This window comes from Exiguobacterium sp. s16, from assembly GCF_018618115.1.
GTDB lineage: Bacteria > Bacillota > Bacilli > Exiguobacteriales > Exiguobacteriaceae > Exiguobacterium > Exiguobacterium mexicanum_A.
On the sequence record NZ_JACSLM010000002.1, the window covers coordinates 364,542 to 389,881 of the forward strand.

General features: G+C 55.3%; 26 protein-coding genes. 24 read left to right on the forward strand and 2 right to left on the reverse strand.

Annotation, left to right across the window (positions count from 1 at the left end):
• The first annotated feature begins 99 nt into the window (after positions 1-99).
• From accB to KNP86_RS15660, 13 genes are all read left to right on the forward strand, one after another.
• Positions 100-555 carry an acetyl-CoA carboxylase biotin carboxyl carrier protein gene (gene accB / locus KNP86_RS05355; RefSeq protein ID WP_138859268.1) on the forward strand — a complete coding sequence of 152 codons (456 nt, stop codon included), beginning with the start codon at positions 100-102 and terminating at the stop codon, positions 553-555.
• A 7-nt stretch (positions 556-562) separates the two neighbouring features.
• Positions 563-1,906, forward strand: a complete 1,344-nt coding sequence (gene accC, locus KNP86_RS05360) for an acetyl-CoA carboxylase biotin carboxylase subunit (RefSeq protein WP_034777987.1) — start codon at positions 563-565, stop codon at positions 1,904-1,906.
• A 112-nt stretch (positions 1,907-2,018) separates the two neighbouring features.
• Complete coding sequence (nusB, locus tag KNP86_RS05365; RefSeq protein ID WP_034777985.1) at positions 2,019-2,402, forward strand: transcription antitermination factor NusB; 384 nt, start codon at positions 2,019-2,021, stop codon at positions 2,400-2,402.
• 84 nt (positions 2,403-2,486) lie between these two features.
• Positions 2,487-3,323, forward strand: coding sequence for a bifunctional methylenetetrahydrofolate dehydrogenase/methenyltetrahydrofolate cyclohydrolase FolD (gene folD / locus KNP86_RS05370; protein ID WP_138859271.1), 837 nt, complete (start codon positions 2,487-2,489; stop codon positions 3,321-3,323).
• Positions 3,316-4,665, forward strand: coding sequence for an exodeoxyribonuclease VII large subunit (gene xseA / locus KNP86_RS05375; RefSeq protein ID WP_214753122.1), 1,350 nt, complete (start codon positions 3,316-3,318; stop codon positions 4,663-4,665). Before folD ends, xseA begins: the two co-directional genes overlap by 8 nt.
• Positions 4,634-4,864, forward strand: a complete 231-nt coding sequence (gene xseB / locus KNP86_RS05380) for an exodeoxyribonuclease VII small subunit (protein ID WP_034777980.1) — start codon at positions 4,634-4,636, stop codon at positions 4,862-4,864. The genes xseA and xseB overlap by 32 nt, the downstream gene beginning before the upstream one ends.
• Complete coding sequence (locus KNP86_RS05385) at positions 4,861-5,739, forward strand: polyprenyl synthetase family protein (protein WP_034777978.1); 879 nt, start codon at positions 4,861-4,863, stop codon at positions 5,737-5,739. Before xseB ends, KNP86_RS05385 begins: the two co-directional genes overlap by 4 nt.
• A 123-nt stretch (positions 5,740-5,862) precedes the next feature.
• Positions 5,863-7,755: a 1-deoxy-D-xylulose-5-phosphate synthase gene (gene dxs, locus KNP86_RS05390; RefSeq protein WP_214720373.1), complete on the forward strand. Its 1,893-nt coding sequence runs from the start codon at positions 5,863-5,865 to the stop codon at positions 7,753-7,755.
• Between the two features lie 6 nt (positions 7,756-7,761).
• The gene (locus KNP86_RS05395) at positions 7,762-8,583 is read left to right on the forward strand and encodes a TlyA family RNA methyltransferase (protein ID WP_214753123.1); all 822 of its coding nucleotides are present in this window, start codon (positions 7,762-7,764) and stop codon (positions 8,581-8,583) included.
• Positions 8,584-8,722: 139 nt separating this feature from the next.
• Positions 8,723-9,172, forward strand: a complete 450-nt coding sequence (gene ahrC / locus KNP86_RS05400) for a transcriptional regulator AhrC/ArgR (protein ID WP_021067696.1) — start codon at positions 8,723-8,725, stop codon at positions 9,170-9,172.
• Positions 9,173-9,185: 13 nt separating this feature from the next.
• Complete coding sequence (gene recN / locus KNP86_RS05405) at positions 9,186-10,883, forward strand: DNA repair protein RecN (RefSeq protein WP_214753125.1); 1,698 nt, start codon at positions 9,186-9,188, stop codon at positions 10,881-10,883.
• Positions 10,884-11,390 carry a response regulator gene (locus KNP86_RS05410; RefSeq protein ID WP_251130430.1) on the forward strand — a complete coding sequence of 169 codons (507 nt, stop codon included), beginning with the start codon at positions 10,884-10,886 and terminating at the stop codon, positions 11,388-11,390. It begins immediately after the preceding gene.
• Positions 11,294-11,602, forward strand: coding sequence for a sporulation initiation factor Spo0A C-terminal domain-containing protein (locus KNP86_RS15660; protein WP_251130448.1), 309 nt, complete (start codon positions 11,294-11,296; stop codon positions 11,600-11,602). The genes KNP86_RS05410 and KNP86_RS15660 overlap by 97 nt, the downstream gene beginning before the upstream one ends.
• Positions 11,603-12,215: 613 nt before the next feature.
• Here KNP86_RS15660 and KNP86_RS05415 read toward each other — a convergent pair.
• Positions 12,216-12,464, reverse strand: a complete 249-nt coding sequence (locus tag KNP86_RS05415; protein ID WP_034777970.1) for a DUF2627 family protein — start codon at positions 12,462-12,464, stop codon at positions 12,216-12,218.
• 130 nt (positions 12,465-12,594) lie between these two features.
• Between KNP86_RS05415 and KNP86_RS05420 the strand changes: the two genes are divergently transcribed.
• The 8 genes from KNP86_RS05420 to KNP86_RS05455 all read left to right on the forward strand — a co-directional run bounded on the left by KNP86_RS05420 (position 12,595) and on the right by KNP86_RS05455 (position 22,214).
• Complete coding sequence (locus KNP86_RS05420; protein WP_214753127.1) at positions 12,595-14,232, forward strand: sigma 54-interacting transcriptional regulator; 1,638 nt, start codon at positions 12,595-12,597, stop codon at positions 14,230-14,232.
• Between the two features lie 122 nt (positions 14,233-14,354).
• Positions 14,355-15,251 (forward strand): phosphate butyryltransferase, encoded by an 897-nt coding sequence (yqiS, locus tag KNP86_RS05425; RefSeq protein ID WP_138859278.1) that lies wholly within the window; start codon positions 14,355-14,357, stop codon positions 15,249-15,251.
• 24 nt (positions 15,252-15,275) lie between these two features.
• Entirely contained in the window at positions 15,276-16,397 is a 1,122-nt protein-coding gene (locus KNP86_RS05430) for a Glu/Leu/Phe/Val family dehydrogenase (RefSeq protein WP_214753129.1), read from the forward strand.
• Position 16,398: 1 nt separating this feature from the next.
• Entirely contained in the window at positions 16,399-17,490 is a 1,092-nt protein-coding gene (gene buk, locus KNP86_RS05435) for a butyrate kinase (protein WP_214753131.1), read from the forward strand.
• Positions 17,474-18,883: a dihydrolipoyl dehydrogenase gene (gene lpdA, locus KNP86_RS05440; RefSeq protein WP_214753133.1), complete on the forward strand. Its 1,410-nt coding sequence runs from the start codon at positions 17,474-17,476 to the stop codon at positions 18,881-18,883. Before buk ends, lpdA begins: the two co-directional genes overlap by 17 nt.
• A gap of 21 nt (positions 18,884-18,904) precedes the next feature.
• Entirely contained in the window at positions 18,905-19,903 is a 999-nt protein-coding gene (locus KNP86_RS05445) for a thiamine pyrophosphate-dependent dehydrogenase E1 component subunit alpha (protein WP_034779950.1), read from the forward strand.
• Entirely contained in the window at positions 19,903-20,880 is a 978-nt protein-coding gene (locus tag KNP86_RS05450) for an alpha-ketoacid dehydrogenase subunit beta (RefSeq protein ID WP_214753135.1), read from the forward strand. Before KNP86_RS05445 ends, KNP86_RS05450 begins: the two co-directional genes overlap by 1 nt.
• 11 nt (positions 20,881-20,891) lie before the next feature.
• Entirely contained in the window at positions 20,892-22,214 is a 1,323-nt protein-coding gene (locus KNP86_RS05455) for a dihydrolipoamide acetyltransferase family protein (RefSeq protein WP_214753137.1), read from the forward strand.
• A gap of 83 nt (positions 22,215-22,297) precedes the next feature.
• Here KNP86_RS05455 and KNP86_RS05460 read toward each other — a convergent pair whose 3' ends face one another.
• The gene (locus KNP86_RS05460; protein WP_214753139.1) at positions 22,298-23,074 is read right to left on the reverse strand and encodes a sporulation protein; all 777 of its coding nucleotides are present in this window, start codon (positions 23,072-23,074) and stop codon (positions 22,298-22,300) included.
• 99 nt (positions 23,075-23,173) lie between these two features.
• Here KNP86_RS05460 and KNP86_RS05465 point away from each other — a divergent pair, with 99 nt between their 5' ends.
• The 3 genes from KNP86_RS05465 to KNP86_RS05475 are packed head-to-tail and all read left to right on the forward strand — an operon-like array spanning position 23,174 to position 25,218.
• Positions 23,174-24,358, forward strand: coding sequence for a class I SAM-dependent methyltransferase (locus tag KNP86_RS05465; protein ID WP_214753141.1), 1,185 nt, complete (start codon positions 23,174-23,176; stop codon positions 24,356-24,358).
• A gap of 34 nt (positions 24,359-24,392) precedes the next feature.
• A complete protein-coding gene (locus tag KNP86_RS05470) occupies positions 24,393-24,821 on the forward strand; it encodes a BrxA/BrxB family bacilliredoxin (protein ID WP_034777946.1) in 429 nt (142 codons plus the stop codon).
• A 55-nt stretch (positions 24,822-24,876) separates the two neighbouring features.
• Entirely contained in the window at positions 24,877-25,218 is a 342-nt protein-coding gene (locus tag KNP86_RS05475) for a DUF952 domain-containing protein (protein WP_021067681.1), read from the forward strand.
• Positions 25,219-25,340 lie beyond the last annotated feature (122 nt).

The window sequence follows — 25,340 nt, forward strand, 5'->3', positions numbered from 1 at the left end:
ATTCTTCGGAAGGGGCCCTTTTTTTGTCGTTGCATTCACTGGTCTGACCAGTTATAGTAGAGTAGAGATTAGTACCAGGTATAAACAGGGGGTTATTTCATGCAAATCGAACATATTAAAGAGCTGATCACAATGCTCGATCAGACGTCCGTCCACGAGCTGGAGCTTGAGACGTCAGAATTTAAACTATCATTGAAAAAAGAAGCGGCCCCGCAACTCGCCGCCCATCATACACCAGCCGCCCAAGCGGCGCCGGTCGCTGCACCTACACCGGCCGCTCAGACGGAGCAAGCAGTCACACCGGAAGCGGCCCCGAGCAACCTACGGACGATCACGTCGCCGATGGTCGGGACGTTCTATTCGCGCCCGGCACCGGACAAGGAGGCCTACGTCCAAGTCGGCGATCGCGTCGAAGCTGGACAAGTGGTCTGTATTTTAGAAGCGATGAAGCTGTTCAATGACGTCGAGGCGGAAATCAGCGGAGAAATCGTCGAGATGCTCGTCGCTGACGGCGATTTAGTCGAATATGGTCAAGCGCTCTTCAGCGTGAAGTGAGGTGTCTATGAAACTACTCATTGCAAACCGTGGAGAAATTGCGGTCCGGATCATCCGGGCCGCGAAAGAGTTGAACATTCCGACGGTCGCCGTCTTCTCCGAGGCCGACCGTGAAGCGTTGCACGTCCGTCTCGCCGACGAGGCGTACTGCATCGGACCGAACCCGTCCAAAGACTCATACTTGAATATCCCGAACATCCTATCGGTCGCTTGTGCGGTCGATGCGACGATGATTCATCCGGGGTACGGCTTCTTGGCCGAAAACGCCGAATTCGCCGAGATGAGCGAGGCGTGCGGCATCCAATTCGTTGGACCGAGCAGTTATGCGATTCGGAAGATGGGCATTAAAGACGAAGCGAAGCGAACGATGATCGAGTCGGGCGTTCCGGTCGTCCCGGGATCGAGCGGTGTCGTGACCGATGAGGAAGCGGTCGAACTCGCCCGTGAAATCGGTTATCCGGTCATCATCAAAGCGACGGCCGGAGGCGGTGGACGCGGAATCCGTGTCGCCTATGATGAGACAGAGCTTGTCAAAGGGCTCACGGATACTCGTAAAGAAGCGAAGCAGGCGTTCGGCAACGGCGACGTCTATCTCGAGAAGTACATTGAGTCGTTCCGCCACGTCGAGGTGCAAGTGCTCGCCGACCAGTACGGCAACGTCATCCATCTCGGAGAACGTGACTGCACGATTCAGCGCCGGATGCAGAAGCTGATCGAGGAGGCACCGTCGCCGGCGATCGATGAGGCGACGCGCCAAGCGATGGGAGATGCGGCCGTGAAAGCGGCCAAAGCGATCCGTTATTCTGGTGCCGGTACGATCGAGTTCATCTACGTCCCGGAGTCGAACGAGTTCTATTTCATGGAAATGAACACGCGAATCCAAGTCGAACATCCGGTCACCGAGATGATCACCGGCTTCGACCTCGTCCAAGCACAACTCGAGGTCGCGCTCGGTCATCCGCTCGCGATCAGTCAAGCCGACATCACGTTCAGCGGACACTCGATCGAGTGCCGCATCAACGCCGAGGACCCGTTTGCTGACTTCCGTCCGATGGCTGGGAAAATTGATCAGTACATCGTGCCGGGCGGTATGGGTGTCCGGGTCGACAGCGGTCTGTTCGCAGGTGCGGTCATCCCGCCGTTCTATGATTCGATGGTGGCGAAGTTGATCGTCCATGCCCCGACGCGAGAAGAGGCGATCGCGAAGATGCTTCGCGCGCTCGATGAGTTCACGGTATCGGGCATTCATACGACGATTCCATTCCATCAACAAGTCATGGCGCACGAACGTTTCCGAGCGGGCGCGTTCGACACGAAATTTGTCGAAAAAGAAATGACGCTCACAAAATGAACCGTACCAGGAAGCCCGAACATTATTTGGGCTTCCTGGTTTTTTGTACTGAATTTATGGAGGCTTTATGCTAAACTATCACAATGAAAGCATGCAAAAGGAGAGTATCTGAATGAAACGTCATGAAGCACGAGAGAAAGCGATTCAAACGCTTTTTCAAATCGAAGTATCAAAACTTGAGGTGGACGAGGCCATCGAATTCGCCCTCGACGGTATGGATTCGGATCCATTCTACGAACAACTCGTCGTTGAGACGTTAGAAAAGAAAGACGAAATTGACGAACTGCTCGTCGAAAACTTGAAAAACTGGAGACTCGATCGCCTCGGCAACGTCGAGCGGACGATTCTCCGCATGGCGACGTACGAGTTGCTCTATGTCGAGACGATTCCGGACAAAGTGACGATCAACGAGGCGGTCGAACTCGCCAAGTCGTTCGCCGACGAAGAAGCGGCCAAGCTCGTCAACGGCGTCCTCGGCAACATTATCAAAGCGTAAACGAAGAGAGAGAAACGCGTCATACAAATAGAGAAGACACCACACCAACTACAGAGAAACCTAAAACAACGGGGGATGAGAGAGATGGCAGTAGTGATCGACGGGAAACAAATCGCAGCATCATATCGGGAAACGTTGAAAGAACGGGTCAGTGCGCTTCGTGCGCGCGGCATCGTTCCGAAACTGAAAGTCATTTTAATCGGGGATGATCCGGCGAGCCACAGCTACGTCCGGGGTAAAGAACGGGCAGCAGCTGAGATCGGGATCGATTCACAAGTGATTCGTTTCGATGAGACGATCTCGGAACGTGAAGTGCTCGAACTGATTGATTCGATGAACGAGGACGACGAGCTCCATGGCATCCTCGTTCAATTGCCGCTACCGAAGCATATCGATGAGAACCGTGTCATCATGCGCATCTCGCCAGACAAGGATGTGGATGGGTTCCATCCGACCAACGTCGGGAAGATGATGCTCGGTCTCGAGACACTGTTGCCGTGCACGCCGCACGGAATTCTCCATCTCGTCAAGACACAGACTGACCTCGTCGGTAAACACGTCGTCGTCGTCGGTCGCAGCCAAATCGTCGGGAAACCTGTCGGGATGCTGTTTTTGAACGAGTCGGCCACGGTGACATACTGTCACTCGAAAACGGTCGACCTCGGTGCGATGACGCGTCAAGCCGACATTTTGATCGTCGCCGTCGGTCGGGCCGGTCTCGTCACGAACGAGATGGTCAAACCGGGAGCGATCGTCATCGATGTCGGTGTCAACCGCGTCGACAGCCGTCTCGTCGGAGATGTTGACTTTGATGGTGTCCGCGACGTCGCTGGTGCCATCACCCCGGTTCCGGGTGGTGTCGGTCCGATGACGATCACGATGCTCATGCACAATACGGTCGAGGTCGCCTCACGTGGCTAATCCGATTCAAGTCTCTGAAGTCGTCCGTTATGTGAAACGTCAACTCGACGGTGACCCGGTGTTGCAACAAGTCGCCGTCATCGGCGAAATCTCGAACTTTAAACGGTACGCCTCAGGGCACTGCTATTTCACACTGAAAGACGAATCGTCCCGCATGAAGGCGGTCATGTTCTCACGAGATGCCCGCACGCTCAACTTTGAACCTACGGACGGGATGAACGTGGTCGTCGTCGCTCGAGTGACGATGTATGAGTCGACCGGTGATGTTCAATTGTACGTCGAGCTCATGCGGCAAGACGGCATCGGCATCTTGTTCGAACGCTATGAGGCAAGGAAACGTGAGCTCGAGGCGAAAGGCTGGTTCGCGGCGGAACGGAAACGTCTGCTACCGGCTTTCCCTGAGCGCATCGGGATCATCACGTCTCCGAAAGGCGCAGCCTTGCACGATATCGCGACGACGCTTAGACGGCGGGCACCGCACGTGGCCATCACGTTCGCTCCTGTCGCAGTCCAAGGTGAACAAGCCGCTCCACAAGTGGCGAGTGCGATTCGGTGGATGAATGAACGCACCGACTGCGATGTATTGATTGTCGGACGCGGAGGTGGATCGATCGAGGAATTGTGGGCGTTCAACGAGGATGTCGTGGTTGAAGCGATTTACCACTCCGAGATTCCTGTCATTTCGGCCGTCGGTCACGAGACAGATTTTACGTTGGCTGATTTCGTCGCCGACGTACGGGCTGCCACTCCGACAGCAGCGGCGGAGCTCGCGACGGCAACGATCGAAGCGCAACGAAAAGATGTGGAGCGTTTAAGTCGCGCACTCACGCGGGTCGTGACGACGCAAATGGCCTCGCTTCGCGAACGTGTCGAGCGCATGAAAAACAGTTACGGCCTCAAGTCGCCCCGCTATACGATCATTCAAAAGCGAGAGCGGTTCGCCCAGGCCGAGATTCGGCTCGAACAGAGTGCCACGAAACAAGTGACGCACGCGCGGCACCGTTTCGCAGCGTCGTCCCAACGCCTCGACGTCCGCAATCTGATGCAAGTGTTCCGAACGCAAGACGACCGTTTCCGGCAATATGAAGGACGGTTAGAACGCATTCGACCTCTCGAGAGACCGGCGGGTCAATTCGCACAGTTGGCAGGACGATTGCAATCTGTCAGCCCGCTCGCCGTGCTCGCGAGAGGATACACGTTCGTCGAACAGGACGGGACGTACGTGAAAGATGTCAAACAACTACATGACGGCCTGGTGACGATCCGATTTCGGGATGGCCATGCCGTCGCGGAAGTGAAGGAGAGACACGATGGCGAAGAAACAAGAAGAACTGACGTTTGAAGCGGCGCTCGCCCGGCTCGAGGAAATCGTGACACAACTCGAGACGGGAGAAGTCGCCCTTGAAGAAGCGATGACCCTTTACGAGGAAGGCGTACGATTGTCTGCCCTCTGTCAGACCAAATTGACGGCGGCGGAACAAAAAATGGACGAAATTCTTGAACTCGACGGGACGCTCCGTGAAAAAGGAGGGACCGTATGAGCGTGCAGGTCCATCTACAGGCATGGAAAGAAGAGGTCGAACAGGCGACGCGTCGCTTGCTCGATTCGTCTCTGATGCCGGAGCGCTTGTTTCAATCGATGACATACTCCCTCGAGGCGGGGGGGAAACGGATTCGTCCGGCCCTTCTTTATGCCGTCCTCGATACATATGGCCGTCCGCGGGCGCTCGGGCATGAAGCGGCCGTCGCCCTCGAGATGGTCCACACCTACTCGCTCATCCATGATGACCTTCCGGCGATGGATGACGATGACGTCCGTCGCGGGCGTCCGACGAACCATCGTCAGTTCGATGAGGCGACGGCGATTCTCGCAGGCGACGCCTTGCTGACGGATGCGTTTCATCTCATCGCACGGGCCGATTTGGAAGCGACGAAAGTCGTCGCCCTCATGACACGGTTCAGTGAAGCGGCAGGCAGCGCCGGCATGGTCGGCGGTCAGCTCGATGACATGCTCGCTGAAAAACGGAGCGGTGTGACACTGTCGACTCTGCAATCGATCCATGAACGGAAGACTGGGGCGCTTCTCGTGTATGCCCTTGAAGCGGGGGCCATCCTTTCGGACGCTTCCGAGACGGATCGTCAGGCGCTCGCACGGTTCGGAAAACACCTCGGGGTCGCCTTCCAAATCCAAGATGATATTTTAGACGTCGAAGGAGACGAGGCGCTCATCGGGAAGCGGGTCGGTTCGGACGAAGGAAACGATAAAGCGACGTATCCGAAACTGCTCGGTCTCGATGGAGCGAAAAAAGCGCTGGAACAAGAAGTCACGGAAAGTGAGGCCGCACTGGCCGAACTTTCGGTCGAGGCCCCGCTTTTACGGGAGCTTCTCGACTTCGTCGTACGACGCAATCATTAATCTCGGTGACACGATGAGCACATCGTGTCACCTTTGTTTTTGTGAATGTATAGCATCTATGGACACATTCTTGTAAAATGTAAGGTACGAATCAGTAATAAGACAGGAGAAAGGATGGTCATCATGGACTTGACATCCATTCAAGACCCGTCATTCTTAAAAAAGATGTCGGTACCCGAGTTAGAAGCGCTCGGCGCAGACATCAGACGGTTTTTGATTGAAAAATTGGCTGAAACGGGAGGGCACTTGGGACCAAACCTAGGGGTTGTCGAATTGACGCTTGCCTTGCACCGTGTATTTGACAGTCCGAAAGACCAACTCGTATGGGACGTGGGGCATCAAGCGTACGTCCACAAAATCTTGACAGGACGAACGAGTCAGTTCGATACGCTCCGTCAATACAACGGCTTATGCGGCTTCCCGAAGCGTTGTGAGAGCGATCATGACGTCTGGGAGACGGGGCACAGCTCGACGTCCTTATCGGCCGCGATGGGAATCGCCATCGCGAACGAGTTGAAAGGACGCTCGAACGACCGGGCCATCGCCATCATCGGGGACGGGGCGCTCACTGGGGGAATGGCGCTCGAAGCGCTCAACCATATTGGCGCCGAGAAACAAAACGTCATCGTCATCTTGAACGATAACGAGATGTCGATCGCGCCGAACGTCGGTGCGATGCACAATATGCTCGGCCGGATGCGGTCGTCACGTAAACTGAAACACGCCCGTGAGGAAGTCGAGACGCTCATCAAACATATCCCGATCGTCGGCAACTCGCTCGAACGGAGCGGGGAACGCGTGAAGGATATGCTGAAATCAGCGCTCATCCCAGGGACGTTCTTCGAAGAGCTCGGATTCACGTACTTCGGACCGACGGACGGTCACGATTTACGCGACCTGCTCGAGACGCTCGAGTACGCCAAGAAAATCGATGGACCGGTCATCGTTCACGTCATCACGAAAAAAGGCAAGGGCTATCGTCCGGCCGAACTCGATGGTGTCGGCACGTGGCACGGTCTCGGACCGTATAAAATCGAGTCGGGAGAAGTCATCAAAGGCAAGGTCAAAGGACCGAGCTATTCGAAGGTCGTCGCTGAGACGATCACGAAAGTCGCCGAGACGGACGAGCGCGTGACACTCATCACACCAGCGATGAGCGTCGGCTCGAAACTTGATTGCTTCAACAAGCAATTCCCGGAGCGGATGTTTGACGTCGGCATCGCCGAGCAACATGCGGTCACATTGGCCGGAGGACAGGCGACACAAGGCTTGAAGCCGGTCGTCTCGATCTATTCGACGTTCTTCCAACGCGCCTATGATCAGCTCGTGCACGACATTTGCCGTCAAAACTTGAACGTCGTCTTCACGATCGATCGTTCTGGTCTCGTCGGAGCGGACGGGGAGACGCACCAAGGCGTGTTCGATATCGCCTTTATGCGCCACGTGCCGAACATTCGCATCTTGATGGCGAAAGACGAAGAGGAATTGCAACATCTCGTCTATTCGGCGCTGAAGTATGATGACGGTCCAATCGCCGTCCGTTTCCCGCGCGGCGAAGGAATCGGGACACCGATGAGCGAGACGCTCCGCGAATTGCCGCTCGACGTCTGGGAGACGGTCGCGGACGGAACGGATGTCGCCATCTTGACGTTCGGTCCACAAGTGCAAGACGCGCTTGAAGTGCGTGCACTGCTTGAAGGACAAGTGAGCGTCCGTGTCATCAACGCTCGGACGATCAAACCGCTCGACGACGTCATGCTCTCCGCTTTATACGCGGAAGGCATCCCGCTCGTCACGTTAGAGGAAGCGGCGCTCGCCGGAGGTTTCGGCAGCAGTGTGCTCGAACATGCGAGCGATGCCGGGCAGTTCCCGCGTGTGCTCCGACTTGGCATTCCGGACCGGTATATCGAACACGGCGGCGTCAATCAATTGCTCGAAGAAATCGGGCTCCGTCCGACGCAAATCGCTGACTCGGTTCAGCAGTTCGTTCAAGTGACAAATCGACAGAATGTGTGAGGAACTATGGAAAAACGAAAGAAAACTAGATTAGATGTACTCCTCGTCGACCGCGGGTTAGCGGAGACGAGAGAGAAGGCGAAGCGGTCTGTCATGGCCGGGCTCGTCTATAGTGGGACCGAACGGCTCGATAAGGCGGGGGACAAAGTGTTTGACGACATCCCGCTCGAAGTGAAAGGCCAAGTGTTGCCATACGTCGGACGGGGGGGTCTGAAGCTTGAAAAAGCGCTCCAAGTCTTCCCGTTCGATGTGGCTGGTAACATCGGCATCGATATCGGTTCATCGACAGGCGGTTTCACCGATTGTGCGCTCCAAAACGGGGCCACGCAAATGTATGCCGTCGACGTCGGCTATAACCAGTTGGCGTGGAAACTGCGGAGCGATGACCGTGTCGTCGTCATGGAGCGGATGAACTTCCGCCATGCGACCGCGGACCAGTTTCCGGTGGCGCCGGACTTTGCGACGATTGACGTCTCATTTATCTCGCTTCGGCTCATGATTCCGCCGTTGAAGACGATTTTGAAGCCTAACGGCATCGTCATGGCGCTCGTCAAACCGCAATTTGAGGCCGGGAAGGCCGATGTCGGCAAGAAAGGCATCGTCCGGGACCGTGCCATCCATGAACGGGTCGTCGACGACATGGTCCGTTACTTCGCCTCGGAAGGGTTCGAAGTTGCGGGACTCGACTTCTCGCCGATCACCGGTGGGGATGGGAATATCGAGTTCTTATTGTTCGCCCGTTTCACCGGTGTCGGCAGTGTCGACCCAGCCATCGATGTGGACGCGGTCATCGACGCCGCCCACGCGCAATTGAAGAAGAACGCTTGAGCTGCAGACGTCTTGTCTGCAGTTTTTTTGTGTCCGCTCGCCGATCCAGGGAATTCATCCCGCGAAAGCTAGACCTTTTTTCGACAATACTTTAGAATGATACTGAGTATGCGAAACATAAAATGAGGTGTCAGCGAGTATGAACAAAGGACAGCGCTTGATTAAAATTCGAGAAATCGTGACCAATCGTGAAATCGAGACACAAGACGAGCTCGTCGATGAGCTCCACCGCTCCGGCTATCCGGTGACGCAAGCGACAGTTTCGCGGGATATCAAAGAACTTCATCTCGTGAAAGTGCCGCTCAACGACGGTCGCTATAAGTATAGTCTCCCGGCCGATCAACGCTTCAATCCGTACGGCAAGATGAAGCGGATCCTCGGTGACAGCTTCGTCTCGGTCGACTCGGCTCAAAACTTGGTCGTCATGAAAGTGTTGCCGGGCAATGCGGATGCGATCGGTGTCTTGATCGATCATTTGTCATGGGACGAGCTGATCGGAACGGTATGTGGAGACGACACGATTTTGATGATCGCCCGTGACGAAGACCAGGCGAAACGAATCATCGAACGACTACTCGGAATGTTATGAGGTGAATTATCGTATGTTAGCAGAACTATCGATCAAACAATTTGCGATCATCGATGAACTGAATATCACGTTCAAACGTGGGATGACCGTATTGACAGGGGAGACCGGGGCCGGGAAGTCAATCTTGCTCGACGCCATCGGTTTGCTCGTCGGGGGACGCGGCTCGAGCGAGTTCGTCCGTTACGGTCAAGACAAGGCGGAGATCGAAGGGCTGTTCATCGTCGAACCGGACCACCCGATCCTCGAGGCGGCGACCCAATACGGGATCGAGATCGAAGAAGGGACCGTCATTTTACGCCGCGACTTACATAGCAGCGGAAAGAGCGTTTGCCGTGTCAACGGCAAGATGATGCCGTTGTCGACGCTACGCGAACTCGGCCGACTGCTCGTCGATATCCATGGCCAGCACGAGCATCAGCACTTGATGGATGCCGAGTACCATCTCGGTATTTTGGACAGCTTTGCCGAAGCCGAGCTCGCCCCGCTCCTCGAGCGATATCGCGAGGCTTACGTCGATTGGAAAAACGTCGCCGATGAGTTGAAACGGTTGAGTCAAAGTGAACAAGAGTTGGCCCAACGCATGGACTTGCTCGCGTTCCAGACGAATGAGATCGAGGCGGCCGAGTTGAAAGTCGGTGAAGAACAGGCGCTCACGGAGGAACGGAACGAGCTCGCCAATTTTGAACGGATTCATCAGCACGTCCGGTTATCGTATGAGGCGGTCGCGGATGAGGCGAAAGGGCTCGACCAGATCGGCATCGCCATGCGCGAGATGGAGGAAGCCTCCGCATTGTCGACATCGCTCGCGCCGATGGCCGAGACGATCTCGAATGCTTACTTCTTGCTCGAAGAAGCGAAATTTCAGTTGCGTGACCAGCTCGACTCGCTCGAATTCGACCCGATCCGGCTCGATGAGATCGAGACGAGGCTCGCTTTGTTCCAACAGTTGAAGCGGAAATACGGGGCCACGATCGACGAGGTCATCACGTACGGGGAAAAAATTGCTGATGAGTTAAAATCGATGACGAATCGGGAAGAACATTTGCAAGAACTATCGGACCGGCTCGCCCAGCTCGAACAAAAAGTACGTACGTCCGGGCTGGCACTATCGGCGGCCCGTAAACAAGCGGCTACCGAGCTCGAGAAGGCGATTCAGCGTGAATTGAAAGAATTGTATATGGAGAAGACCCAGTTCGAAGTTCGGTTCAAAGAAGGGCCGTTCAAGGCGGACGGGCTCGATCAAGTCGAATTCTATATGATGACGAACGTCGGGGAGCCTTTCAAGCCGCTCGCCAAAGTGGCCTCCGGTGGAGAATTGTCCCGCGTCATGCTCGCCTTGAAGTCGATTTTCTCGCGAACGGTCGGCGTCGCGTCGATCATTTTCGATGAAGTGGACACGGGTGTCTCAGGACGGGTCGCCCAAGCGATGGGTGAGAAGATCTTCCGTCTGTCGGTCGGCTCACAAGTGCTCTGTATCACCCATTTGGCTCAAGTGGCCGCCATGGCGGATCAGCACTTGTACATCACGAAGACGGAGACGGATGACCGCACGAAGACGAACGTCTCCACGCTCGGTCATGCCGAACGAGTCGATGAGCTCGGGCGCATGATCGCCGGGGCGCAGATGACGGATTTGACGAAACAACATGTGGAGGAACTGCTTACTATGTCTCTCCAATTAAAACGGAAGTTTATCGAAGGGGTGTCTTAATTGATCACATTATGCATCGCGGACGACAATCGAGAAATCGTCGACTTGTTGACCCGCCAACTCGAGTCCGAGGACGACTTAAAAGTCGTCGGGACCGCCTACGACGGCGAGGCATGCTTAGACGTCGTCAAGACACACCAGCCGGACGTGCTGCTGCTCGACATCATCATGCCGCACCTGGACGGCATCGGCGTCCTCGAACGGTTACAGACGGAATTGGCTCACGCCAAACCGGAAGTGATCATGCTCAGTGCGTTCGGGAAAGATGAAGTGACGAAACAGGCCGTTCAACTCGGCGCTTCTTACTTTTTGGTCAAGCCGTTCAACATTCAACAATTGATCACGAAAATCCGCGAACTCGCCGCTGGTTCGAGCCGATGTCGCCAGAAGAACTCGATATCTCGCTGTTGTTGCAACAACTCGGGATTTCACCGCGCATCAAAGGGTTCAAATATATTCGTCAAGCCGTCGTCTACGTCCGAGAGCGTCAAGAGCTGCTCGGATTGATCACGAAGGAACTGTATCCGATGATCGCGAAAGAGCATGAGACGACGTCGTCCCGTGTCGAGCGAGCGATGCGCCATGCCATCAAGACGGCCTGGGAGAACGGGATGCGCGACCATGAGATGTTCGATGGCCGGCCTGAGCGCGAGCGCAGTCCGAAAAACTCTGAATTCATTTCATATTTCGTCACGTATCAATCGTTTAAACAGCAATGACCGATCAGGGGGTTCTCCTCCTGATTTTCTTTAATATTGTGAAAGAAAGCGCTTGCAAAATTACCGGAACTTGTTATAATAAAGGTGTACCAAGTTACTTGGACGAGCGTCAGATGAACGCTTTCTAACGTGTTCCGGAACAGGTTAGAGCAAGAAATCATCTCGGACCGCTATCCGTCAATAGCTCAGAGGTGGGAACGACATCTCAAATCGTCATCGTCCCGACGAGAGGTCGCGACGTACGCTCATTCGCGAGGCGATTCCGGCATCGGTTCGAAGCTAGGGACCGTGTTCGGGGAAAACGAATCGTTCAGTTGACCAAAAGGAGTGTTGTCAACCGTTGAACAGTTTATGGCAAGCGTTCGACTTCACGATGGATGGTTCGACATGACCCGATGACTATTTGTTAGTAACTCGAATGGGTACGTTTCCGTTCACGCAAGACGGCAGTTACTAATTTCTTTCAAACTTCTTCATTAAGAAGACCATTGGACCTCATGTCACAAGATTGTAGCAAGTAGGAGAGGAGATCATCCGTAGTGATCACAATTCAATACGAATAAAAAGGTTCCGCACTTGAAATGAAGTCAAGTTAGGGAACCTTTTTTTGTGTTCAAGAATCTATTCGCGGGACTTTGCCTGTTTTCTTGTCACGATTGAAGATATAACCTGCCACAAAACCAATCCCGCCCATCGCGATCAACAGCCCGAACGTTCCTTGGAGCATGGAGGCGGCTGCCACCGACTCGATCCAAGAGAATGGGACGCTCGTTTTGAGGAAGAAACTGTCGCGAAGCAACTTGATGCCATAGACACCAAGTAGGCCAGGGATGATTAAGATCAGCAGTGCGATGATACGCATAGGATCTCCTCCTTAACACTCATTATTTTAACAGAAAATACATAGCTCGACACGGCCTTTTTTGTGAGGTTGCGAAATCAGTTCAGGTTCAGTAGCATGGATGCAGAACGGTAAAATGGGGGATATTAGAATGAATAAACGATTGATGATTGTCGGTGCGGGGAAAGGCGGGACCGAGGTGTTGAAGATGTTGCTCGACTCGCCGCTCGTCACCGTCGTCGCCGTCATCGACCCGGAAGCGATGGCCGAAGGCGTGCAGCTCGCGCGCAACCACGGGATTATGACGGCGGGGGATTGGCGGGTATGTGCTGCAACACGTCTCGATTTCGTGATTGAGACGACCGGACGCTCTGAGACGTTTGATGAGTTGAAAGAACATTTTGCGGACGCGGTCGTCTTGCCCGGGGAGTTCATCCGTATCGTCGTCGAACGCCTGAAACAGAACCAACAGATGCTCGAGGCAATCATCGACTGTACGAGTGAGGCAATCTCCGTCGCCGACCATAACGGGAATACGATTTTAATCAACCCTTCTTATACCCGATTGACGGGATTCAAAAAAGAAGACGTGGTCGATAAGCCGGCGACGGCCGATATCGGCATGCAGGAGAGCGTCCATTTGAAAGTGCTCTCGACAGGCCAAGGTGTCCGTGACATCCGGATGCAAATCGGTGCGACGCGGCGCGACATTCTCGTCAACGCCGAACCGATCATCGTTGAAGGGAAACTGCGCGGCTCGGTCGGCGTCATTCGCGACGTGTCCCAAATTCGGGCGCTCCGGGACGAGTTGCAAGAAGCAAAGACACGAATCCGAAACCTCGAGGCGAAATATCAGTTCGCCGATATCATCGCGACGAGCGATACGATGCGGTTCGTCATCGACCAGGCCCGTCTCGCCGCTGTCACACCTGTCACCGTCCTGATCCGAGGTGAGTCGGGAACAGGTAAGGAGTTGTTCGCCCATGCGATCCACGGAGAGTCTCCGCGGAAATATAAAAAGTTCGTCCGCGTCAACTGCGCCGCCATCTCACCGACGCTCCTCGAGAGCGAACTGTTCGGTTATGAGGACGGTGCCTTCAGCGGGGCGAAACGAGGCGGCAAGGTCGGTTATTTCGAAGAGGCCGATGGCGGTTCACTCTTCCTCGATGAGATCGGTGAGTTGCCGGTCGACGTCCAAGTCAAGTTGCTCCGCGTCCTTCAGGAGCATGAGATCGTCCGGGTCGGAGGCACGAGTGCGATCCCGGTCGACGTACGCATCATCGCGGCGACGAATGCCGACCTCGAACAAAAAGTGGCCGATGGGACGTTCCGTGAAGATTTGTACTATCGGATCAATCGGATGCCGATCCATATCCCGCCGCTCCGGGACCGGCTTGAAGAAGTCGAGCCGCTCTGTGAGCGCATCGTCCGTAAATTGAATCAAGAGTACGGCCGCAGTGTGCGCGGTGTGAACCGTGAGGCGACCGAACTGTTGAAGAGCCAATACTGGAAAGGCAACGTCCGAGAACTCGAGAACGTGCTCGGTCGGGCGATGATCTATATGGCGAGCAGCGAACAGTGGATCGCCCCGCACCATCTTCAACTCTCGGCCCGTGTCCCGTCGACACGACCGACCGACGCGCTCTCCTTGCAAGACGCCGTCGCACGTTACGAACGAGATTTGATTGAACGGGCGATCGAGGAAGCGGACGGCAACAAGTCGGAAGCGGCTCGTCGATTACACATCTCGATCCGAACGCTGTATAATAAACTTGAACGTCTGCAATAAATTACCTGCACTTTTTTTCATACCATGCAATAATGTGCGTAATACGCAACCGATTAAAGCGCTTTCAAAAATGGAAACAATCTTGCATGATAGTAAGTGAAGACAGGCAAGGGGGGACACGCATGAATTTTGAACGGATGCTCGAACAAGCGAAACAACTGAACGGGCGCACCGTCTCGATCGCCGGGGCGGCCGACGTAGAAGTCATCCGCGCCGTCAAGCTCGCGACCGATCACGGATTATCTCGGTTCAAACTGATCGGGGAGGCCCGAGAGATTAAACGATTGTGTGATGATCACGGCATCGACGAGGACGCGGTCGACATCATCCACGTCAAAGGCGACAAAGAGATTGCCAAACGGGCCACACTCGCCGTCAAAACGGGGGAAGCCGATGTGCTCATGAAAGGAATGGTCGCGACGTCGACGTTCATGAAAGCCGTGCTCAGCCGGGAGACGGGGCTGAGGACGAACCGGACGCTCAGCCATATCGCCTTGTTCCAAATCCCGAATCGGGACCGGCTGATCGGGGTGACCGACGCGGCGATCCATATCGCGCCGACACTCGATGAAAAAGTCGACATCATTCATAACGCCGTGGCGGCGATGCATGACATCGGTTACGCGTCGCCGAAAGTGGCCGCCATCGCGGCGGTCGAAGTCGTCAATCCGCAGATGACGGCGACACTGGACGCCGCACTGCTCAGTCAGATGAACCGGCGCGGACAAATCAAAGGTTGTATCGTCGACGGGCCGCTCGCGCTCGATAACGCCGTCGACATGGTCGCGGCCAAACAAAAAGGCATCGCCAGCGACGTCGCCGGACAAGCCGACCTATTGCTCGTCCCATACATAGAGGTCGGCAACGTCCTTTATAAGTCGATGATGTACTTTGCCGGAGCAAGTGTGGCGGCCATCGTCGTCGGCGCGGCCGCCCCGGTCGTCTTGACGAGTCGGGCCGATACGGCCGAGGCCAAGCTGTACTCACTCGCGTTCGCATTACTGCACGCCAAAAAATAAACTACGCATATGGAGGAATCATCAATGATGGAAACTAACATGGAACCACGCTTTCGCATTTTCGACGTCTTACAGGCTGAAGACTATGAGCAAATCGTCTTCTGTCAAGATCAGGCGTCGGGATTGAAGGCGATTATCGCGATTCATGATACGACGCTCGGACCGGCTCTCGGGGGGCTGCGGATGTGGAACTACGCTTCAGAAGAAGAAGCGCTCACGGACGTTCTCCGTCTCGCCAAAGGGATGACGTATAAGAACGCGGCAGCGGGACTTAACCTTGGTGGCGGCAAGGCCGTCATCATCGGGAATGCGAAGACGGACAAGTCCGAGGCGCTGTTCCGGGCGTTCGGCCGTTACGTCCAATCGCTCAGCGGCCGTTATATAACGGCCGAGGACGTCAATACGACGGTCGCCGATATGGACTTCATTCACATGGAGACTGATTACGTGACCGGTGTCAGCCCGGCGTTCGGATCGAGCGGCAACCCGTCACCGGTGACGGCGTATGGCGTATACCGCGGCATGAAGGCGGCAGCCAAATGGAAATTCGGCTCGGACTCACTTGCTGGCAAGACGGTCGCCGTCCAAGGGGTCGGGAACGTCGCCTATAACTTGTGCCGCCACTTACATGAAGAAGGGGCACACTTGGTCGTCACCGACATCAACGAAGAGGCGCTCAAACGGGCCGAGACGGACTTCGGCGCGACGGTCGTCAAGCCGGACGAGATTTATGCGGTCGATTGTGACATCTTCGCCCCGTGTGCGCTCGGTGCGGTCATCAATGACAAGACGATTCCGATGCTCAAAGCCCAAATCGTCGCCGGAGCGGCGAACAACCAGCTCGCTGAGGATCGTCACGGGGACGTGCTCGAGGAGCGCGGTATCCTTTACGCCCCAGACTTCGTCATCAACGCGGGCGGTGTCATCAACGTGGCCGACGAGCTCGAAGGCTATAACCGCGAGCGGGCGATGAAGAAAGTCGAGCTCATTTACGACAACATGCAGCGCGTCTTCGAGATTGCCGAACGGGACGGTGTACCGACCCACGTCGCGGCCGAGAAGATGGCTGAAGAGCGCATTCAGATGATGGCACGTTCACGCAGCCAGTTCTTGAAAGTCGAAAAGAGTCTGTTAGGTGGTCGCTAAAATGACAAGACAGCTCATTCTTGCCATCAACCCTGGTTCGACTTCGACGAAGGTCGGCTTGTTTGACGGAGCGGTCGAGATCATGTCTCGGACCGTCCGTCATGGGGCCGACGTCACAGGATTGTCAATTCCGGAGCAACTTTCGCATCGGGAACGGGAAGTACGGGCCTTGTTGGCCGAGACGGGCATCGCGGGCGAGGACTTGTCCGCGATCGTCGGTCGCGGTGGCTTGCTTGCCCCGATGACGTCGGGGACGTACGCCGTCAATCCGCTCATGCGGGAAGACTTGGCGAGCGGACGTTTCGGCATGCACGCCTCGAACTTAGGCGGTTTGCTCGCCCACAAGCTCGGCGAGTTATTTCAAGTACCAAATTTTATCGTTGATCCAGTAGTCGTCGACGAGCTAGGACCGCTCGCGCGACCAACGGGAATGCCTGAAATCAACCGACGCAGCATCTTCCACGCCTTGAACCAAAAGGCGGTCGCGAAGCGTTTTGCAGCCGAAAATGGAAGCGATTACACAGAGCTTAACCTGATCATCGCTCACCTCGGAGGCGGCATCACGGTTGGCGCCCATGCCAAAGGGACGGTCATCGATGTGAACAACGGACTCGATGGCGACGGACCGCTCGCGCCGGAACGAGCCGGTTCGATTCCTGTTGGACAGGTAGTAGAACTATGTTATAGTACCAGGTATAAAGAGTCGGAAATGAAACAGAAAATCGTCGGACACGGAGGTCTGTTTGCCCACCTCGGGACGTTCGACGCGATCGAGATCGAACAGCGGATGGCAGACGGTGATGAGCAAGCCGCACTCCTTTACGAGACGATGGCGTACCGGGTCGCCCAAGAGATCGCCAAACATGGCGCCACCTTATTTGGTGACGTCGACGCGATTCTGTTGACGGGCGGCATCGCCTATTCGACTTGGCTGACCGAGCAAATCAGTGCGCGCGTCGGCTATTTGGCGCCGGTCCACATCTATCCTGGTGAAGATGAGTTGAAGGCACTCGCCGAAGGCGCACTCCGGGCCATCCGACAAGAAGAAGCAGTTCGAGAATATGAGGGGGATACACATGGCACGAGAATTTGAGATCGTCGTCATCGGCGGCGGTCCTGGCGGATATGTCGCGGCCATCAAGGCGGCCCAAGCCGGTAAAACTGTCGCAATCGTGGAGGCCGAGAAACTCGGCGGGACATGTCTACATAAAGGCTGCATCCCGACGAAGGCGTTGTTGAAAGCGGCCCACGTCTATCAGACGGCGAAACATGGGAGCGCCTACGGCGTCGAGACGGGAACGGTCACGTTCAACATGGAACGCGCCCAGTCGTTCAAACGCGATTTGGTCGCAGGGCTTGAGAAAGGCATCGAGCACTTGATGAAACAAGGCAAGATCGAGGTATTCCGCGGCAAGGCCTCGATTTTAGGGCCGAGCATCTTCTCGCCGCAGCCGGGAACGGTCGCGGTCGAGGACAGCTCGGGCGAGTCTGAGCTCATCTTGCCGAACCAGCTCATCATCGCGACGGGGTCGATTCCGCGCGAACTGCCTGGTCTGCCGTTTGACCATACACGGATTTTAAACTCGGACGACCTGCTCCAGTTCGAACAGTTGCCGGCATCGATCGCCATCGTTGGCGGTGGGGTCATCGGTGTCGAATGGGCCTCGATGCTCATCGACCTCGACGTTGACGTCACCTTGATCGAAGTCGGAGAGCGACTGTTGCCGCTCGAAGACAAGGCGGTGTCACGGGAAGTCGAACGGCTGCTCAAAAAGCGCGGCGTCAAAGTGAAAAAGAACGTGACGGTCGATCCGGAGCGTACAGAAGTAGCAACCGATGCCGTCTCGCTCGCGGTCGGCGAAGAGACGCTCTCGGTCGAGTGTGTGCTCGTCTCGGTCGGACGGGTCGCCAATACGGAACATCTCGGGTTACAGAACACATCGATTGTCGTCGAGAACGGTGTCATCCAAGTCGATGAGCAGTATCGGACGAAAGAACGTCACATCTTCGCCATCGGGGACTGCATCGGCAAGCTTCAACTCGCCCATGTCGCCTCAGCGGAAGGTGTGAAGGCGGTCGAGACGATTCTCGGTCACGAGCCGACTCCGCTCGATTATGCGTTGATCCCGCGTTGCGTCTACGGGGTGCCGGAAGTCGCATCAGTCGGCATGACCGAGGAAGCGGCCAAAGCGGCCGGTCATGAAGTGAAGACGGGCACGTATCGTTTCAACGGTCTCGGCAAGGCCCGCATCGAAGGACAGGCGGACGGATTCGTCAAGCTCGTGTCCGACAAGACGACGGACGACCTGCTCGGTGTGCATATCGTCGGGCCAAAAGCGACAGAATTGATCACAGAAGGCGGACTCGCTCTCGTCTTGAACGCCACGGCATGGGAAATGGGCCAACTCGTCCATCCTCACCCGGCGCTGAGCGAAGCGTTCCAAGAAGCGGCACTGGCCGTTGACGGATTACCGATTCACGCCTAAGGAGGAAACAGAATGGAACAGATGACTGTGAATTCATATGAGGAACTAGGATTGACAAAACAAGACCTCGGTGCGATGTACGAGACGATGGTCCGCGCCCGTAAAATCGATGAGCGCATGTGGAAATTGAACCGTGCCGGAAAAATCCCGTTCGTCGTCTCGTGTCAAGGACAAGAGGCGGCCCAAGTCGGGGCAGCGTTCGCGCTCGAAAAAGGGACGGATTATATTCTCCCGTATTACCGCGATGTCGCCGTTGTCCTCCACTTCGGACAGACGGCTCGCGACTTGATGTTGTCGGCGTTCGCCAAGGCGGAAGACCCGAACTCGGGCGGTCGTCAGATGCCAGGGCATTTCGGTTCAAAACAGCACCGCATCGTGACGGGCTCGTCTCCGGTGACGACGCAAGTACCGCATGCGGTCGGTGTGGCGCTCGCCGCCAAACTGAAAAAAGAAGAACTCGTCACGTTTGTTTCGTTCGGAGAAGGCTCATCGAACCAAGGTGACTTCCACGAAGGTGCGAACTTCGCCGGTGTCCACAAGCTACCGGTCATCTTGTTCTGTGAGAACAACAAATACGCCATCTCGGTACCGCTCTCGAAGCAACTCGCTTGTGAGCGCGTATCGGACCGCGCCAAAGGTTACGGGATGCCGGGCGTCACGGTCGATGGGACGGATCCGATTGCCGTCTATGTCGCCGTGAAAGAAGCCCGCGCCCGCGCTCTTCGCGGCGAAGGCCCGACGCTCATCGAAGCCGAAGTCGAACGTCTCGTACCGCACTCGTCGGATGACGATGACAAAGCGTACCGCTCGGTCGAAGAGTTGGCTGACCTTAAAAATCGCGACGGGAATCAATTGTTCCGGAAGCGTTTGATTGAGGATGGCGTCATGACCGAGGAAGAACTCGCAGAGATCGAGGCGAACGTCGATCGTGAAGTCAATGAGGCGACTGCGTACGCCGACAAGGCACCATATGCGTCTCCTGAATCGACGATGGACCATGTGTACGAGGAGGAAATGTGATGAAAACGTTTATTGAAGCGATCAATGAAGCGATCCATGAAGAGATGGAACGCGATGAGAACGTCTTCGTGCTCGGGGAAGATGTCGGTGTCCGAGGCGGTGTGTTCCGCGCGACCCAAGGCTTGATTGAGAAGTACGGCGAGGACCGCGTCATCGATGCGCCGCTCGCCGAGAGCGCAATCGCAGGTGTCGGGATCGGGGCGGCCATGTATGGCATGCGTCCGATTGCCGAAATGCAATTTGCCGACTTCATCATGCCGGCGGTCAACCAAATCGTCTCGGAAGCGGCGAAAATCCGCTATCGTTCAAATAACGATTGGACGTGCCCGATGGTCATCCGTGCACCGTTCGGCGGCGGGATCCATGGTGCGCTCTATCACTCTCAATCGGTCGAGGCGATGTTCAACTCGACGCCTGGACTCAAAGTCGTCATCCCGTCCGATCCGGTCGATGCGAAAGGATTGCTCAAGGCAGCCATTCGTTCGAATGACCCGGTCCTCTTCTTTGAGCACAAACGGGCGTATCGTCTATTGAAGTCGGAACTCCCGACCGAAGAGTATACGGTCGAGATCGGCAAGGCCGCCGTCAAGCGGGAAGGTGACGATATCACGATCATCACGTACGGTCTGTGCGTCCACATGGCCCAGGAAGCGGCGAAGATGCTTGAAACCGAAGGGGTCAGCACGCACATCCTCGATTTGCGCACAATTTATCCGCTCGACCAAGACGCCATCGTTGAAGCCGTCAAGAAAACCGGGAAAGTGCTCCTCGTCACCGAGGACAATAAAGAAGGCAGCATCATCGGGGAAGTCGCGGCCATCATCGCTGAGAAAGCACTATTTGAACTCGATGCGCCGATCGAACGTCTGGCGGGACCGGACGTTCCGTCGATGCCGTATGCACCACCGATGGAGAAGTTCTTCATCGTATCCCCTGAAAAAATTGCGGAGCGGGCACGTCAGCTCGCCGCCTTTTAAGGAGGGGTCATATGGAACAGACAATTAAAATGCCACAGCTCGGGGAAAGTGTCACTGAGGGGACGATCACAACGTTTCTCGTCAAACCAGGTGACCGCGTTGAGGAGTATGAGCCGCTCGCCGAGGTCATGACCGATAAAGTAACCGCTGAGATTCCGGCGACGAGTGCCGGTGTCGTGAAACAGATTTTAATCAGTGAAGGGGACACGGTCGCCGTCGGCACACCGGTCCTCGTCATGGAAGTCGAAGGTGCCGATTCGGCGCCAGCGAAAGCAGAAGTGGTAGCAGAACCGGCACAAGTCGAAGCGGCCCCGGTCGAGACGAAGCAAGCGGTCACTGTAGCGTCGGCCGCACCACGAAAACAGAATAACGGCCGTTTCTCGCCGGCCGTCATCCGACTCGCCAATGAGAACGCGATTGACTTGAACGAGCTCGACGGCAGCGGCCTCGGTGGTCGCATCACGCGCAAAGATGTCCTCCGCTACTTGTCAGAAGGCCGTCCGGTCAAACCGGAAGCGGCGACGCAGGCGCCAGTCCAAGAGACGATGACCCAAGTGAAGCTCGAAGTGCCTGAAACAGTTGCTGCCCCGGCTGTAACGCCAGCTGCTACGACTTCTGCTGACGTCTCAACGGACCGCGTCGAATTGATTCCGACAGCCGGTGTCCGTCAAGCGATCGCCAACAACATGGTCCGCTCGAAACATGAGGCCCCGCATGCGTGGCTCATGATCGAGGTCGATGTGACGAACCTCGTCTCAGCGCGGGCCAAGTTGAAAGACGAGTTCTTCAAGCGGGAAGGTGTCAAACTGACATTCATGCCGTTCTTCATGAAGGCGGCGATCGAGGCGTTGAAAAAACATCCGATGATGAACTCGGAATGGGCGGGCGATCACATCAAAGTCCATCAAGATATCCATCTGTCGGTCGCCGTCGCAGCGAACGACGCCCTCTACGTCCCGGTCATCAAACATGCGGACGAGAAGAACATCAAAGGGCTCGCTGTCGCCCTTCAAGACGTGGCGGCCCGTGCCCGCGGCAACCGTTTGAAAGCGGACGAGATGCGCGGCGGCACGTTCACGATCAACAACACGGGTGCGTTCGGTTCGATTCAATCGGCACCGATCTTGAACTATCCGCAAGCGGCCATCCTGTCGGTCGAGTCGATCGTGAAACGTCCGGTTTGGGTGAATGGGATGTTCGCGGCGCGTGACATGGTCAACTTGTGTATGTCGGTCGACCACCGTGTCCTCGACGGTCTCGTCGCCGGTCAATTCTTGCAGGCGATCAAGCAATCGCTCGAATCGATCGATCCAGACACGTATACGCTCTATTGATTCACGTCCTGCCTTCAGTCGAAGGCAGGACTTTTTATATGAAAAATAAAAAAAGCCACGGGAATTGTCCGTGGCAACATGGTTCAGATGGAACGTTCAATCAATGCCTCGAGATCGCGGCGAATCCGTTCGGGCGAGGCGAGCTCGGTGTTCGTATAGCTGAGTCGGTGCGTCGACTCGTCGGTCCCCGTCAAGTCGGCGAACAGGCTGCCGAGATTATGGACGCTCTTGTCGACTTGAATCAATAAGTCTAGAGACGACTCCGTTTGGAGCATGACGACTTCAAGCTCATCGAGTTTGCGTCCATAGCTCGTGCCGTTCGGTGAATATTCGAGTTCTTGGGCAATCGGGAGACGGCCGGAACGATGGCGGGCCGGGAGCATCTCCGTATCAGCTTTTTTCAAGCGGAAACCGATGTCATCGAGCACGTCGAGGACGACCTGTTGAGCGTGGTTCGGTTTGACGAGAATCGAGTCCTCGTCTTTCGGGTCGACGGCCTGGGCGATATCGAGACCGGTCTCAATCCACGATTTCGATTGGCTGACCGAAATCGGCGTGTTGAACGGCACGTCGATCGTGAACGGGATTTCTTTCACTTCTTCGGGACCAATCATGAACGGCGCCTCGTTCAACAAAATCTTCTCAATCGTGAACGTCGAGTACGTTGTCTTGTCGTTCACCTCATGCTTATAGAGCGTGTTGAAGAAGATGTAAATCCGGTCGACCGATTGCTCGGTGCTGCCGCCCTTGATATGGACGACACCATCGAGCGTCCCGCCTGGCACACAGGCGTTCTCCGCGAGCCGTGTATCGACCGTCGCGGCACCGATCCCAATCGATGATAATAACTTTTTGAACATACAATAATCCTCCTTTGACGTTTGCACGTGTTCGTGTAATAGTATGTACGAATACACGTGACTAAAAGTTTCGAAACTATTGAAAAAAGGATGAACGCAGTGGAATATACAGAGTTAAAACAGCGACTCGCTGATGTGATTCGCCAGAACGAGCTCGTGACGGCGACAGTCAGCCAACCGCGTCAAAAGTCGAACGATTTGCGCCGGGTCAAATTGAAGCCGGTCCTGTTGAAAGGCGAGTACCATATACAGTTCGAATACCAATTTGAACGGGTGATGAAACATAAAAATCTCACACCGGACGAGGCGGTCATCGAGCTCGATGAATTGCTCGAGACGTTCCGCCAAGGTCAGTTCCAGTTGACGGCGTCCGAGGTCCACTTTCAACTGTCTAAAAAGTTCAAAGTAACGTTCAAAGAACGTGAGACTGCCGTCAAACAAGTGAAGCTGAGCCATAACCGCGAGAAGCAGTATTTGTTACCGCTCGATGAACCGGTACCGTTCCTCATCCGCCTCGGCGTCCAGTCCGAGGACGGAAAAGTGAAGCGTCAAAAATACGACAAGTTCAAACAAATCAACCGCTTCCTCGAATTTATCGAAGACTCAATCAAACATTTACCGACCGACCGGACCGTCCGGATTCTCGATTTCGGCTCAGGGAAGTCATATTTGACGTTCGCCCTCTATCACTTCTTGCATGAAATGAAAGGCTATGACGTCCATATCACAGGGCTCGATTTGAAGAAAGAAGTCATCGAAGAATGTGCCGGGATTGCCCGTGACCTCGGCTATGAGCGCCTCGAGTTTCTCGTCGGGGACATCAACGAGTTCGAAGGCGAGACGGCGGTCGATATGGTCGTCACGCTTCATGCCTGTGACGTCGCGACGGACATGGCGCTCGCCCGGGCCGTTCGCTGGGGAGCTAAAGTCATCTTGAGCGTCCCTTGTTGTCAAAAAGAATTGAATCGTCAACTCGAGGCGCCGAGCCTCGACGTCATGTTGCAGCATGGGCTCATCAAAGAACGGTTCGCGGCGCTCGCCACCGATTCGATTCGGGCCGAATTACTTGGACTCGTCGGCTATGAGGCGCAACTGCTCGAGTTCATCGATATGGAGCACACGCCGAAGAACATCCTCATCCGGGCCTATTTGACGAACCGGGAAGCGACCGCTGAAGCGCGGGCCCGTTATGTGGCCTTCAAGACGCTGTTGAACGCGACACCGTTCCTCGAAGGACAATTGAGCGATAGACTTGTCCTAACCGATCCACTAGACGTAAAATAAGAAAGAACAGACGCAAGTCGAAAGGGGAAACAATATGGATTTTCAATTATACTTTCAAGATGTAGTCGAACAAGCTCGCAATGAGGTACGCGCTGCAGGGTACACAGAACTCACGACACCGGAAGAAGTCGACGCGGCGTTAACAAAAGAAGGCAAAACGCTCGTGCTCGTCAACTCGGTATGTGGCTGTGCTGGTGGCATCGCTCGTCCGGCAGCAGCGTACGTGAACAAGATGGAAGGCGTCAAACCGGACCAGTTCGTGACTGTGTTCGCGGGTCAAGACCGTGAAGCGACGGACCGGGCCCGTGAATACTTCGAAGGTTACGCCCCGTCGTCACCATCGATCGCGCTGTTAGAAGACGGCAATATCGTCACGATGGTCGAACGGAGCACGATCGAGTCATCGACGGCCGAAGAGCTCGTCGAGCAGTTACAGACGTTGTTCGATATTTACTACGCCTAAGAAGTGAGCGCAGAGGCCTTGCCTTTGCGCTTTTCCTTAAGAAGGGATCGATGAGATGGAACCAGTCGTCAAAATCATGAGCGAGGCCGAATATACGATTGCTTTGTCGCGCGGCGAGATCAATGAACCAACCCTCCAGACGGAAGGTTATATTCGTTGTTGCACCCCGCAACAGATCGGCAAATTCGTGCGTCGACATTATCATGGGGAGCGAGTCGTGCTCGTCTCGTTCCATGTCGGACGTCTCGGCAGCCTGCTCCACTACGAGTTTGACGAGGACGGGGAACGCTATCCCCACGTGTATAGCGCCATCCCGATCGCGTCGGTCAAACGGGTGCAGCCCTACGGCTCTCGCGACAACGGTACGGTCACTTATTTTGCTTACGAGCGAATGTGACCGTATTTTTTTATATTTTATGCATGAATATACTTTACAAGTAATAATTATGTGTATATAGTGGTTGAAGAACAAGTCGGACATATGATGAGTCGAAGAACAGTTGAGCACTATTCACATAT

What these genes read in the sequence shown, in the direction of transcription:
- KNP86_RS05450 (WP_214753135.1), top strand. Translation starts at nt 19,903, where the DNA reads ATGAAAACGTTTATTGAAGCGATCAATGAAGCGATCCATGAAGAGATG.
- dxs (WP_214720373.1), top strand. Translation starts at nt 5,863, where the DNA reads ATGGACTTGACATCCATTCAAGACCCGTCATTCTTAAAAAAGATGTCG.
- accC (WP_034777987.1), top strand. Translation starts at nt 563, where the DNA reads ATGAAACTACTCATTGCAAACCGTGGAGAAATTGCGGTCCGGATCATC.
- KNP86_RS05460 (WP_214753139.1), bottom strand. Translation starts at nt 23,074, where the DNA reads ATGTTCAAAAAGTTATTATCATCGATTGGGATCGGTGCCGCGACGGTC.
- yqiS (WP_138859278.1), top strand. Translation starts at nt 14,355, where the DNA reads ATGAATTTTGAACGGATGCTCGAACAAGCGAAACAACTGAACGGGCGC.
- KNP86_RS05475 (WP_021067681.1), top strand. Translation starts at nt 24,877, where the DNA reads ATGGAACCAGTCGTCAAAATCATGAGCGAGGCCGAATATACGATTGCT.
- KNP86_RS05395 (WP_214753123.1), top strand. Translation starts at nt 7,762, where the DNA reads ATGGAAAAACGAAAGAAAACTAGATTAGATGTACTCCTCGTCGACCGC.
- KNP86_RS05420 (WP_214753127.1), top strand. Translation starts at nt 12,595, where the DNA reads ATGAATAAACGATTGATGATTGTCGGTGCGGGGAAAGGCGGGACCGAG.
- xseB (WP_034777980.1), top strand. Translation starts at nt 4,634, where the DNA reads ATGGCGAAGAAACAAGAAGAACTGACGTTTGAAGCGGCGCTCGCCCGG.
- buk (WP_214753131.1), top strand. Translation starts at nt 16,399, where the DNA reads ATGACAAGACAGCTCATTCTTGCCATCAACCCTGGTTCGACTTCGACG.
- nusB (WP_034777985.1), top strand. Translation starts at nt 2,019, where the DNA reads ATGAAACGTCATGAAGCACGAGAGAAAGCGATTCAAACGCTTTTTCAA.
- accB (WP_138859268.1), top strand. Translation starts at nt 100, where the DNA reads ATGCAAATCGAACATATTAAAGAGCTGATCACAATGCTCGATCAGACG.
- lpdA (WP_214753133.1), top strand. Translation starts at nt 17,474, where the DNA reads ATGGCACGAGAATTTGAGATCGTCGTCATCGGCGGCGGTCCTGGCGGA.
- folD (WP_138859271.1), top strand. Translation starts at nt 2,487, where the DNA reads ATGGCAGTAGTGATCGACGGGAAACAAATCGCAGCATCATATCGGGAA.
- KNP86_RS05415 (WP_034777970.1), bottom strand. Translation starts at nt 12,464, where the DNA reads ATGCGTATCATCGCACTGCTGATCTTAATCATCCCTGGCCTACTTGGT.
- KNP86_RS05455 (WP_214753137.1), top strand. Translation starts at nt 20,892, where the DNA reads ATGGAACAGACAATTAAAATGCCACAGCTCGGGGAAAGTGTCACTGAG.
- KNP86_RS05470 (WP_034777946.1), top strand. Translation starts at nt 24,393, where the DNA reads ATGGATTTTCAATTATACTTTCAAGATGTAGTCGAACAAGCTCGCAAT.
- KNP86_RS05430 (WP_214753129.1), top strand. Translation starts at nt 15,276, where the DNA reads ATGATGGAAACTAACATGGAACCACGCTTTCGCATTTTCGACGTCTTA.
- ahrC (WP_021067696.1), top strand. Translation starts at nt 8,723, where the DNA reads ATGAACAAAGGACAGCGCTTGATTAAAATTCGAGAAATCGTGACCAAT.
- KNP86_RS05385 (WP_034777978.1), top strand. Translation starts at nt 4,861, where the DNA reads ATGAGCGTGCAGGTCCATCTACAGGCATGGAAAGAAGAGGTCGAACAG.
- KNP86_RS05445 (WP_034779950.1), top strand. Translation starts at nt 18,905, where the DNA reads ATGACTGTGAATTCATATGAGGAACTAGGATTGACAAAACAAGACCTC.
- recN (WP_214753125.1), top strand. Translation starts at nt 9,186, where the DNA reads ATGTTAGCAGAACTATCGATCAAACAATTTGCGATCATCGATGAACTG.